The following is a 12,497-nucleotide window of genomic DNA, read 5'->3' as shown; positions in this document are numbered from 1 at the left end:
GAAGAGCCGACTGGGTTTGTTCTTGTCCACACCCGGCAAACGGGCTGGCGGAAAAAAGGGATGGTACTGGTCAAGGCTATGGCTCGCATTGTCATGAAATTCGGCGGCACGTCCGTCGCGAACCTCGAACGCATTCACAATGTCGCAAGGCACGTGAAACGCGAAGTGGATGCCGGCCATGAAGTGGCTGTTGTCGTTTCCGCCATGTCCGGCAAAACCAACGAGTTGGTGGACTGGGTGCAGAACGCCGCGAAGGTGGCTGGCACCAATGCCGCTTCCTTTTACGATGCACGCGAATATGACGCGGTCGTCGCATCCGGAGAGCAGGTGACGTCTGGTCTTCTGGCGATCACGCTGCAGTCCATGGGCATCAATGCGCGCTCCTGGCAGGGCTGGCAGATTCCGATCCGCACCGACAATGCGCATGGCGCCGCCCGCATTCTCGAGATTGACGGTTCGGATATCGTCCACCGCATGGGCGAGGGCCAGGTTGCCGTGGTTGCCGGTTTCCAGGGTATCGGCCCTGATAACCGCATTGCGACGCTGGGTCGCGGCGGCTCGGACACATCAGCTGTTGCCATCGCTGCCGCCGTCAAGGCGGATCGTTGCGATATCTATACCGATGTCGATGGCGTTTACACCACCGATCCGCGCATCGAGCCGAAGGCTCGCCGCATGAAGAAGATCGCTTTCGAGGAAATGCTCGAAATGGCGTCTCTCGGCGCGAAGGTTCTGCAGGTTCGCTCGGTCGAGCTTGCCATGGTACACAAGGTGCGCACCTTCGTTCGCTCCAGTTTCGAGGATCCCGATGCGCCGGGCATGGGCGACCTCATCAACCCGCCCGGTACTTTGATTTGTGACGAGGATGAAATCGTGGAACAGGAAGTCGTAACCGGCATCGCCTATGCCAAGGATGAAGCACAGATCTCGCTGCGCCGCGTGGCCGACCGTCCGGGCGTCTCCGCTGCGATCTTCGGGCCGCTGGCGGAAGCGCATATCAATGTCGACATGATCGTGCAGAACATCTCCGAAGACGGTTCGCGCACCGACATGACCTTCACCGTTCCCTCAGGCGACGTTGCCAAGGCTCTGAAGGTTCTCGACGAGAACAAGGCCCAAATCGGCTTCGACGTCGCTCAGAACGAAACGGGTCTCGCCAAGGTGTCCGTCATCGGTATCGGCATGCGCAGCCATGCCGGCGTTGCAGCCAGTGCGTTCAAGGCACTTGCCGAGAAGAACATCAACATCAAGGCAATCACCACTTCCGAGATCAAGATTTCGATCCTGATTGACGGTGCCTATGCCGAACTTGCCGTTCGCACTTTGCATTCTGCCTACGGTCTCGATAAGGCTTGAACCCGAGACATCGGTTTCCGATGCTCCGATTTTTCGGAGTTGCGTTCTTCCGATGTGGCGTTTCATGAAAGCGTGTCCCTTGCGGGACGCGCTTCTCTCGCTATAAATTTTTAAATGACGTTTTGATTCTCGAATATTATGACATTCGGATCGGAAGCGTCGGGGAGCAAACGCGATGAGAGACCTTTCCGCAGGTCCGCGCGTCCTGCTCAAGCGGCTACGCGAAATGATGGCGGAGCACCTTGAGCCGCAGGACCGCCTGGATCAGATCGTTCGCCAGATTGCCAGCAACATGGTGGCGGAGGTTTGCTCGGTCTATGTGCTGCGCTCCGACAGCGTGCTGGAGCTTTACGCGACAGAAGGTCTCAACAAGGATGCCGTGCATCTTGCCCAGCTGAAAATGGGGCAGGGTCTTGTCGGCACGATCGCCGCTTCTGCCCAGCCTCTCAATCTTTCCGATGCGCAGGCGCATCCCGCTTTCCGCTATCTTCCTGAAACCGGTGAGGAAATTTATCATTCCTTCCTCGGCGTGCCGATTTTGCGTTCCGGTCGCACTCTTGGCGTTCTTGTGGTCCAGAACAAGGCCAGCCGAACATACCGGGAGGATGAAGTTGAAGCGCTCGAGACAACCGCGATGCTTATCGCTGAAATAGTGGCGAGCGGCGAGTTGAAGAAGATCACCCGCCCCGGTGTGGAGCTGGACCTGACCCGTGCCGTCTCCATCGATGGCGACGCTTACGGCGAAGGCATCGGTCTCGGCCATGTCGTGCTGCACGATCCCCGTATCGTCGTCACCAATCTCTTGAACGAGGATGCGGATACGGAAATCCGGCGTCTTGCCGATGCCATCGGATCGTTGCGCCTGTCGATCGACGACATGTTGCAGCGCCGCGACGTGCCGACCGAAGGGGAGCACCGCGAGGTGCTTGAGACTTACCGCATGTTCGCCCACGATCAGGGCTGGGTGCGGCGCATGGAAGAGGCGATTCGCAACGGCCTGACGGCGGAAGCCGCGGTCGAGAAAGTGCAGAGCGACACCAAGGCGCGCATGATGCGCCTGACCGACCCCTATCTGCGCGAGCGCATGCATGATTTCGACGATCTTGCCAACCGTTTGCTGCGCCAGTTGATCGGTTTCGGCGGGCGTGGACCGGAGCAGGATTTTCCGCTGGACGCGATCGTTCTGGCACGCGCCATGGGTGCCGCCGAACTCCTTGACTACCCGCGTGAGAAATTGCGCGGTCTCGTGCTCGAAGACGGCGCGGTGACGAGCCATGTCGTCATTGTGGCGCGCGCCATGGGTATTCCCATCATCGGGCAGGCAACCGGGATCGTAGCGCTTGCTGAAAATAACGACCCCATCATCATCGATGGTGATGACGGTCAGGTGCATCTGCGTCCGATGTCGGATCTGCAGCGCGCCTATGAGGAAAAAGTGCGTCTGCGCGCCAAGCGCCAGGAGCAGTTCCGCGCGCTTCGCAATGTCGAGCCGATCACCAAGGATGGCCAGAAGGTCAATCTCAAGATGAATGCGGGCCTGCTTGTGGACCTGCCTCAGCTTGAGGAGTCCGGCGCCGATGGCATCGGCCTGTTCCGCACCGAACTGCAGTTCATGATCGCCTCCAACATGCCCAAGGGCGAGGAGCAGGAGGCTTTTTACCGATCGGTTCTTCGACAAGCCAAGGGGAAAAGCGTTACCTTCCGCACGCTGGATATCGGCGGCGATAAAGTCGTTTCCTATATGCGCGGCCAGGAAGAGGAAAACCCGGCGCTGGGCTGGCGGGCGATCCGCCTGTCGCTCGACCGTCCGGGCCTGATGCGCACGCAGATGCGCGCGCTGCTGCGCGCCGCCTCGGGCGCGGAACTGCGCATGATGCTGCCGATGGTGACGGAAGTGTCAGAAATCCGCGCCGCACGCGATCTTCTCCAGAAGGAAGTGCAGCATCTCTCGAAGTTCAGCCATGCGCTGCCCAAAAAGCTGCAATTCGGCGCAATGCTGGAAGTGCCGTCCCTGATGTGGCAGCTCGATGAGCTGATGCAGGAGGTGGATTTCGTCTCCGTCGGTTCGAACGACCTGTTCCAGTTCTCGATGGCGGTCGATCGGGGTAATGCAAGAGTTTCGGATCGTTTCGACAATCTCGGCAAACCGTTCCTGCGCATTCTGCGCGATATCGTGCGCGCCGGTGAGAAGCACCATACCTCGGTCACGCTGTGCGGTGAAATGGCAAGTAAGCCGCTTTCCGCCATGGCTCTGATCGGTCTCGGCTTCCGTTCCGTTTCCATGTCGCCGACGGCGATCGGGCCGGTCAAGGCCATGCTGCTCGGGCTTGATGCCGCGCGCCTTGCCGATGAGCTGAACGCCGCGCTCGACGATCATAATTCGCTGGAAAGCGCGCGCGAGGTGTTGTTACGCTTTGCTGCGACGCATTCCATTCCCATTTAGAGCATTTCCAGGAAAAGTGGACCCCGGTTTTCCGACCGGAAATGCGTTAAAGCAAAAAGTTAGAGCATTTTCGCGTTTCGAAGAAAAGCGAAAGCGCTCTAAAAGACCTGTTTCATTATTGGAGTGACTGGTGGCGAAGCTTCCCGTCGAAAAAATGCGCGAGTTGGAAAGGCGTTTCGGCGAGATCGAAGCGCGTATGTCGGCCGGCCCTGCAGCGGATGTTTATGTGAAGCTGGCTTCGGAATATTCCGAACTTGAGCCGGTGGTGAAGAAAATCCGCGATTACGAGAAGGCTGTCTCCGAAGCCGCCGATCTCGAGGCGCTGCTTGCCGACAAGACGACCGACAAGGACATGCGCGATCTGGCGGAGATGGAGCTGCCGGAGGTCGAGAGCCGCATCAGCGAGCTTGAGAAGGACATGCAGGTCCTGCTGCTTCCGAAGGATGCCGCAGACGAGAAAAGCGCGATCCTTGAAATCCGTGCCGGCACAGGCGGGTCAGAGGCCGCGCTTTTCGCCGGCGACCTGTTCCGCATGTATGAGCGCTTCGCATCAACCAAAGGCTGGAAAGTCGAAGTTCTTTCCGCCAGCGAAGGCGAAGCGGGCGGTTACAAGGAAATCATCGCCACCATCAGCGGGCGAGGGGTCTTTTCCAAGCTGAAATTCGAATCCGGTGTGCACCGGGTGCAGCGTGTGCCGGAAACGGAAGCGAGCGGCCGCATCCATACCTCCGCCGCCACCGTTGCCGTTCTGCCGGAAGCGGAAGATATCGACATTGAAATCCGCCCGGAAGACATCCGCATCGATACGATGCGTGCTTCGGGCGCGGGCGGCCAGCACGTCAACACCACCGACTCCGCCGTTCGTATCACCCATCTTCCCACGGGGTTGATCGTTACCAGTTCGGAGAAATCACAGCATCAGAACCGCGCAAAAGCCATGCAGGTTCTGCGCTCGCGTCTTTACGACATCGAGCGCCAGAAAGTGGATAGTGAGCGATCGGCTGACCGCAAGAGCCAGGTGGGTTCCGGCGACCGGTCCGAGCGTATTCGCACCTATAATTTTCCGCAGGGGCGCGTCACCGATCACCGCATCAATCTGACGCTCTACAAGCTTGACCGAATGATCGAAGGCGAGATCGACGAGCTTCTCGATGCGCTGATCGCCGATTATCAGGCCGGTCAGCTTGCCCAGCTTGGCGAACAACAGTTGTGAGCGGCGGCGCTGGCGCAACGGTTTCGAGCGAGCTTGCCGCAACTCGCAAACGGCTGCAGGCAGCGGGCGTCGCCGATCCACTTCTCGATGCACGCCTGTTGATTGCAGATGTCACCGGTTTTTCACTGACCGATTTCGTGATGAAACCTCAGCATCCAGTTACGGCGGAAGAAAGCGACCGCATTGCCGCCATGATCGAAAGGCGGGTTGGGGGAGAACCGGTCCATCGCATCCTCGGCCATCGGGAGTTCCATGGCCTCGATCTTCTTCTGTCAAAGGAAACGCTCGAACCCCGTCCGGATACGGAAGTTCTCGTCGACACGCTGCTGCCGGCTTTGAAGAAAGCTGTCGCCGATAAGGGCAGTGCGCGCATTCTGGATCTGGGCACGGGCACGGGCGCGATCTGTCTGGCACTTCTGAAGGAATGCCCACAGGCGTCGGGTATCGGCAGCGATATCTCAACCGATGCACTGGAGACGGCCGCCAAGAATGCGGCTCGCAACGATCTTGGTTCGCGTTTCGAAACCTTGCGCAGTAACTGGTTTGAAAAAATCTCTGGCAGCTTTGACATAATTGTGTCGAATCCGCCTTATATAAGAAGTGATATCGTCGCAACGCTCGACCAAGAGGTTCGTAACCACGATCCGATGGCGGCGCTGGACGGAGGTCAGGACGGCCTTGCACCGTACCGCCTTATTGCTGCCGATGCAGGCCGCTTTCTTGTGGAAAACGGGATTGTCGGTGTGGAGATCGGTTTCGATCAAAGGCTTGATGTTTCCGCTATATTTGCTTCCAACGGCTTCTCTCTTCTCGACGCCGTGAAGGATTATGGTGGCAACGACAGAGTTTTGACCTTCCGGAGATAGTTGTTCGCGATATGTCTGCGGATTTTTTGCAAGGATATTTTGCACAGCAAAAGAAAAGGCTTGGATTTCCGCATGAAGCGGGATAGTTTGCGGCCACATGCCGGGTGGCTGAGGACGAACGCAGATTCGTCAGGGTATGGGTCAGTCCCGAAGCGGGTTCTTTGAGAGCCCTGAAAGGCTGGGCGTTTCCGGCATGTGAATCAGTAAACTTTGTTCGCAGGCGGCGTGGTGCAGCATTTGCGCGACCGGTCGTCATACGCGAGGTCTTGTCTGGGGTTATCTTCGGCAGGGCGCGTGATGGAGCAATTTCAGGAAAAATTTCCAACGGTTTTCCGTCCGGAATTGCATGAAAATAACCAGATTGTCAGCAAAACAGAATTCAGGTGAGCAATTGATGAGGCCAGGACAGCAAAACAAGCGCGGCCGGGGGCGTGGAAGCAACAACAACAATAACAATGGTGGCGGTGGTAACAATAACTTCAACCGCAAGGGTGGAAACCCGCTCACCAGGACTTATGACAGCTCCGGCCCCGATGTAAAAATCCGTGGCACAGCCCAGCACATAGCGGAAAAATACGCTGCCCTTGCGCGGGACGCTCAGAGTTCTGGCGACCGCGTGATCGCGGAAAACTATCTGCAGCACGCTGAACACTACAATCGCATCATCGCCACGGCTCAGGCCCAGATGCAGGAACGTTTCCAGCGCGACGACCGTGGTGAATACAATGCCGCGGATGGCGACGAGATGGATGGAAACGATGGCGACGACGGCGTCGTTGCATCGCAGCAGCATTCCGAACAGTCTGAACGCGCGCAGCAGCCCGAACGCCAGGAGCGGTCAGAACCGCGCCAGGAGCGCCGCGAACGTCCGGACCGCCGTGAACGGCAGGAGCGCCAGCCCCGTCAGCCGCAGGCTTCAGGCGATCAGCAGCCGCCGGTTTACGATGCCAGCCAGGCCCCTCAGCCGGTCATCGAAGGCACGCCAATGGAAGTAGCCGTCGAGGAAGAGCAGCAGCAGGCGGAGACCCCAGCGAGCGAGCGTGCACCGAAGACCCGCCGCGCCACAACCCCGCGCCCGCGTCGTCCGCGCCGCGCCGCAACGGCGGAAGGTGCTGAAGGCGAAGATGCGCCGGCCGGCGAAGAAGCAACACCTGCGACACTTGAAAACGCTGCCGAATAAGCAGGGTTCAAAAAATACGCGATTGAAAAACTCCGGCTTGCCGGAGTTTTTTCGTTTCCGGGGATCACACATATGGGTCGGATCGCGGCCAGCCAAGGCAATTGCCGAGAACAGATGTGACACCTGTCAAATCCGGTGAAAATTTCCCGAACGATGGTTTTCCTCCCCTTTAAACCGATGAAATTGCCTCCCATATTCGTGCAGGAAGGCTGGGTGCCGCGTTCAGCAGCAATCATCCTTCGAGAGGCGGCGATCGTGAAATCCTTTAAAACGCGACTGTCGTAGCGGGGCTTGCCTTTGAGGGAGCCTCAACCCAAACATCCGGGACCGTGCCGAAAGCGGGCGGGCCGGTAAATGGAGGTTCGACTATGAATATTGAAAAATACTCCGAACGAGTTCGCGGTTTTCTGCAATCGGCGCAGACCTTTGCACTTGCGGAAAATCACCAGCAGTTTTCTGCCGAACACGTTCTGAAAGTTTTGCTCGATGACGAGCAGGGCATGGCAGCATCGTTGATCGAGCGGGCTGGCGGCGACGCCAAGGAAGCGCGTCTTGCCAATGACGCGGCGCTGGCGAAATTACCAAAGGTTTCCGGCGGCAATGGCGGCCTTTCTCTGACCGCTCCGCTTGCGAAGGTATTTTCGACCGCGGAAGACCTCGCCAAGAAGGCGGGCGACAGTTTCGTGACCGTCGAGCGTCTTTTGCAGGCGCTTGCGATCGAAACCTCCGCCTCAACCTCGGCTTCTCTGAAGAAGGCGGGCGCAACGGCGCAGGCTCTCAATCAGGTCATCAACGACATCCGCAAGGGTCGCACGGCTGACAGCGCCAATGCCGAACAGGGCTTTGACGCGCTGAAGAAATACGCGCGCGATCTGACGGAAGAAGCCCGCGAGGGTAAACTCGACCCGGTCATCGGCCGTGACGACGAAATCCGCCGTACCATTCAGGTGCTGTCACGCCGCACCAAGAACAATCCCGTGCTGATCGGTGAACCGGGCGTCGGTAAAACGGCGATTGCGGAAGGGCTTGCGCTGCGCATCGTCAATGGCGATGTGCCCGAAAGCCTGAAGGACAAGAAGCTGATGGCGCTCGATATGGGCGCGCTGATCGCCGGCGCGAAATATCGCGGTGAGTTCGAGGAGCGCCTGAAGGCGGTTCTGAACGAGGTGCAGGCCGAAAATGGCGGCATCGTCCTGTTCATCGACGAGATGCACACGCTGGTTGGTGCCGGCAAGGCCGATGGCGCGATGGATGCCTCCAACCTCCTGAAGCCTGCTCTTGCCCGAGGCGAGCTGCACTGCGTTGGCGCCACCACGCTTGATGAATATCGCAAGCACGTGGAAAAGGATCCGGCCCTTGCCCGCCGTTTCCAGCCGGTGCTGGTGGATGAGCCGACCGTGGAGGACACGATCTCTATCCTGCGCGGCCTGAAGGAAAAATACGAACAGCATCACAAGGTCCGCATCTCGGATTCGGCTCTGGTTGCGGCTGCAACGCTTTCCAACCGCTATATTACCGACCGCTTCCTGCCGGACAAGGCGATCGATCTGATGGACGAGGCCGCTTCGCGTCTTCGCATGCAGGTGGATTCCAAGCCCGAGGAGCTGGACGAACTGGATCGCCGGATCATTCAGCTCAAGATCGAGCGCGAAGCCTTAAAGCAGGAGACGGACCAGTCATCCGTCGATCGCCTGAAGAAACTCGAAGACGAACTGGCCGATACGGAAGAAAAGGCAGACGCTCTGACGGCCCGCTGGCAGGCGGAAAAGCAGAAGCTCGGCCATGCCGCAGACTTGAAGAAACGGCTGGACGAAGCCCGCAACGAACTGGCGATTGCCCAGCGCAACGGCCAGTTCCAGCGCGCTGGCGAATTGACCTACGGCATCATTCCGGGTCTTGAAAAGGAACTGGCTGCGGCGGAAGCACGCGACAGCAGCGGTGCCGCTTCGATGGTTCAGGAAGTGGTAACGGCGGACAATATCGCCCATGTCGTTTCCCGCTGGACGGGCATTCCGGTCGACAAGATGCTGGAAGGTCAGCGCGAGAAGCTGCTGCGCATGGAAGACGAACTTGCCAAGTCCGTTGTCGGGCAGGGTGAGGCCGTGCAGGCGGTTTCCAGGGCGGTTCGCCGCTCGCGCGCCGGCCTCCAGGACCCGAACCGGCCGATCGGCTCGTTCATCTTCCTCGGTCCGACCGGTGTGGGTAAGACCGAGCTCACCAAGTCGCTCGCACGCTTCCTGTTCGACGACGAAACTGCGATGGTTCGCCTCGACATGTCGGAATATATGGAGAAACACTCCGTTGCCCGGCTTATCGGTGCGCCTCCCGGCTATGTCGGCTACGAAGAGGGCGGCGCATTGACGGAAGCGGTTCGCCGCCGGCCCTATCAGGTCGTTCTGTTCGACGAGATCGAAAAAGCGCATCCGGATGTGTTCAACGTCCTCTTGCAGGTGCTGGATGATGGCCGCCTGACGGATGGCCAGGGCCGCACCGTCGATTTCAAGAACACCATCATCATCATGACCTCGAACCTCGGTTCGGAATTCATGACGCAGATGGGCGACAATGATGACGTGGATTCGGTTCGCGATCTGGTGATGGAGCGGGTCAGGTCGCATTTCCGGCCGGAATTCCTCAACCGTGTCGACGATATCATCCTGTTTCACCGGCTGGCGCGGGACGAGATGGGTGCGATCGTGGAAATCCAGCTCAAGCGCCTTGTCTCGCTTCTCGGCGATCGCAAGATTTCGCTGGAACTGGACGAGGATGCCCGCAGCTGGCTCGCGAATAAGGGTTACGACCCGGCTTATGGCGCGCGTCCGCTGAAGCGTGTCATCCAGAAGTCGGTTCAGGACAGGCTTGCCGAAATGATCCTCGGCGGTGAAATCCCGGATGGGTCGCGGGTCAAGGTCACGTCTGGCACCGACCGGCTGCTGTTCAAGGTCAAGCCCCCCAAGGGTGAAGCCGAAACCGAAACGGCCGATGCGGCATAAAACGAAAGGGCTCCGGAAACGGAGCCCTTTTCATTTGGCCGTTTTTTGAAACGCAGAGGTCCGGTGGATTACCGGCTCGCCACCTGATTGGACTTTTCCTCGATGTTGAGCAGATTGTCGATGCGCTTTCTCTCGTCGGAGAAACGCGCGAGCGCATCGCCAGAAAGCGACTTGCCGCCCGGCAGGCGCACTTTCATCGCGTCCACTTTCGTGCCGTTGACGATCAGTTCGTAGTGCAGATGCGCGCCGGTGGAAAGACCGGTCGATCCGACATAACCGATGACTTGGCCCTGCCTGACCTTGGAGCCTTCGGTGACACCCTTGGCGATGGCGCTCTGGTGGTTATAGGAAGAAACATAGCCGTTGGCGTGGCGGATCAGGGTCTGGTTGCCATAACCCGAGGCCCATCCGGCCTTCTCGACAGTGCCGTTGCCCGTCGCGATGATCGGCGTGCCGCGGGCGGCCGCCCAGTCGGTGCCGGTATGCATGCGGCTGAATTTTAAGACCGGGTGCCGGCGCATGCCGAAACCGGATGTCATGCGGCCGTTCGGAACGGGGTTACGCAACAGGAACTGCCGGATGCTTTTACCGTTCTCGTCGAAATAATCGACGCTGTTGTCTTCAGGGCTCTGGAACCGGTAAAAACGCGTCTCGTTGTCGCCGAACTTGGCGTTGACGTAAAGCAGTTCCGACTTGTCCGTCGCCTTGCCGTCCGCATCTTCCACGGAGAAGAAAGCTTCCAGCGTATCGGCAGGTTTCAGCTGCGCCTGAAAATCGACGCTGCTGGCCAGAAGCTTGATCAGCTGGGAAACCATGCTCTGGTTCATGCCATAGGCAAGAGCCGCCCGGTAGACGCCGTCATAGACGCTGGGCAGGTCGCGGCCGGCCGCCGGCGCCGGTGTGCTGTCGAAAGCGGTCGCCACCGCATCGAGCTTGGGCGGCTCGCTTGCCTTGATGAAATTCTTGCGGTCGTCAACGGCCATGGTAACCATGTGCCGGCCTTTGCGGTAAAGGCTGACGCGCACGATGTCGCTTTTTTCGTCTTCCTGGATAATGCCGACGCGCAACACATCGCCGCTTTCGACATTGTTCGACTGGAGTTGCGGCGACAGCAGCCCGGCGATTTCCGTCGATTGCGCCTTCGAATAGCCGGCGCCAAACAGGGCGGCTTCAATGGTCTCGGTCTGGCGGGCAGGGATCACGTCGTCGGCATATTCCTTGACGGGCACGGACGCAGATTGCGGAGTCGAAACCGACATGTTCTGTTCGACGACACGGGCCGCGAGCCCGGCGGTGATATCGACATCGCCTTCATCATTATCGAAACGGCGGGGGTCGATGTAATAGAGCGCGGCCAGCTGTTCGTTGCCATCCGTCAGGATCGAGCCGTTCGAGCGCACCGCTTCTTCAACTTCGTCGAAGCTTAGAGAGCCGGCAAAGGCATATTTGGAATGCTGAACGGGAAAGGCGACCGTCTTCAGGCTGACTTCGGATTCGACCTCGGAGCCATAGATCGTTCCCGTGCGGCTTGGCGCGGGTGCCGGGGCGTCCTTGTCGTCATTGCTTGCGAAGATATTCAAGGGATCGAAGGCGGGATAGTCGTCCTGCTTGGCGAAATTGGCCGCCAGCGGTATTTTGACATGGGAGAAGGGTACCTTGCGGACCACTTCCTTGTCGCCTTCATTGATGACGGTGGAGACTTCCATGATCGACCGGTCAGACGGCCGGGCTGCGATATTCGGCGCTACGAGACGTGTACCCCGGCGCGCGGCTTCCGCTGCATTGTTGCCCATATCCGCCTTGGCGAAGGCTTCGGCTGGAATGGCAAGCTGCTGGCGTCCGTCGAGCGCGGCAAACAGCGCCACACCCATCAATATGGAAGAGGTGATACCGGTGAGGAACGTGCCGGAAAGCCAGCGCAGGGAAATCTCGCGACGATCGGGTGCACGGCGCCCTTCCGCCAGAATTGGCGGTTCCGTGCCTAGAGACCGGATCACATTACGATCCGCAGTCATGCTAGCTGTGCCCCGTCGGTCATGCGCTCTCCAGAAACTTCAGGCGAAGGTGTGCAACTTTCAAAGCCGTGAGTCAAATCGATCGGCACACCGAAAGATATGTCGCAACAGCCTACATAAAGGGACGCGCGCACGCATGCCCGCATTAACGCTTCGTTGGCAAAGCAATTAGCGAGGAGTCGGGCTAAAACAAGGCGCAAGGCCCGTGACATTGTCTCTGGATGCATTCCACTGTTGAAAACCGGCGGTCCGGTAGTGGCTTTCGGGGCCGCTCATACACAAAAAACAAAACTATCGTTTAGAATCAATGGCATGTATGATTTTTTTAGAATTTGTATTTTGGTGTGTTGACTTGTTTGTGGGTGTTCTCTTATAAGTCCGCTCACTGAACGAGGGCGGCGGCGCTGCTGGCGACGAAGTCTTTCGTTCTC

7 protein-coding genes are annotated in these 12,497 nt (G+C 58.8%); 6 read left to right on the top strand and 1 reads right to left on the bottom strand.

Annotation, left to right across the window (positions count from 1 at the left end):
- Positions 1–78 precede the first annotated feature (78 nt).
- From OK142_RS16355 to clpB, 6 genes are all read left to right on the top strand, one after another.
- Complete coding sequence (locus OK142_RS16355; protein ID WP_035243307.1) at positions 79–1,356, top strand: aspartate kinase; 1,278 nt, start codon at positions 79–81, stop codon at positions 1,354–1,356.
- A 175-nt stretch (positions 1,357–1,531) separates the two neighbouring features.
- A complete protein-coding gene (ptsP, locus tag OK142_RS16350; protein ID WP_003498545.1) occupies positions 1,532–3,799 on the top strand; it encodes a phosphoenolpyruvate--protein phosphotransferase in 2,268 nt (755 codons plus the stop codon).
- Between the two features lie 130 nt (positions 3,800–3,929).
- A complete protein-coding gene (prfA, locus tag OK142_RS16345; RefSeq protein WP_498683941.1) occupies positions 3,930–5,012 on the top strand; it encodes a peptide chain release factor 1 in 1,083 nt (360 codons plus the stop codon).
- Positions 5,009–5,878 (top strand): peptide chain release factor N(5)-glutamine methyltransferase, encoded by an 870-nt coding sequence (gene prmC / locus OK142_RS16340; protein WP_498683939.1) that lies wholly within the window; start codon positions 5,009–5,011, stop codon positions 5,876–5,878. The genes prfA and prmC overlap by 4 nt, the downstream gene beginning before the upstream one ends.
- 394 nt (positions 5,879–6,272) lie before the next feature.
- Positions 6,273–7,058, top strand: a complete 786-nt coding sequence (locus OK142_RS16335) for a DUF4167 domain-containing protein (RefSeq protein WP_498683936.1) — start codon at positions 6,273–6,275, stop codon at positions 7,056–7,058.
- A 368-nt stretch (positions 7,059–7,426) separates the two neighbouring features.
- On the top strand, positions 7,427–10,051 hold the full coding sequence (clpB, locus tag OK142_RS16330) for an ATP-dependent chaperone ClpB (protein ID WP_082185038.1): 2,625 nt from the start codon (positions 7,427–7,429) through the stop codon (positions 10,049–10,051).
- Between the two features lie 68 nt (positions 10,052–10,119).
- On the opposite strand, the gene OK142_RS16325 is transcribed toward clpB, so the two are convergent.
- On the bottom strand, positions 10,120–12,066 hold the full coding sequence (locus OK142_RS16325) for a M23 family metallopeptidase (RefSeq protein ID WP_035243030.1): 1,947 nt from the start codon (positions 12,064–12,066) through the stop codon (positions 10,120–10,122).
- Positions 12,067–12,497: the final 431 nt, after the last annotated feature.

It is taken from the genome of Agrobacterium sp. BT-220-3, assembly GCF_025910175.1.
GTDB lineage: Bacteria > Pseudomonadota > Alphaproteobacteria > Rhizobiales > Rhizobiaceae > Agrobacterium > Agrobacterium oryzihabitans.
The sequence above is the reverse complement of the archived record's forward strand: the minus strand, read 5'-3'. Positions and strand labels throughout refer to the sequence as shown.

Bases quoted from the DNA above. Each gene is read 5' to 3' on its own strand.
- OK142_RS16355 (WP_035243307.1), top strand. From the start codon at position 79: ATGGCTCGCATTGTCATGAAATTCGGCGGCACGTCCGTCGCGAACCTC.
- ptsP (WP_003498545.1), top strand. From the start codon at position 1,532: ATGAGAGACCTTTCCGCAGGTCCGCGCGTCCTGCTCAAGCGGCTACGC.
- OK142_RS16335 (WP_498683936.1), top strand. From the start codon at position 6,273: ATGAGGCCAGGACAGCAAAACAAGCGCGGCCGGGGGCGTGGAAGCAAC.
- clpB (WP_082185038.1), top strand. From the start codon at position 7,427: ATGAATATTGAAAAATACTCCGAACGAGTTCGCGGTTTTCTGCAATCG.
- OK142_RS16325 (WP_035243030.1), bottom strand. From the start codon at position 12,066: ATGACTGCGGATCGTAATGTGATCCGGTCTCTAGGCACGGAACCGCCA.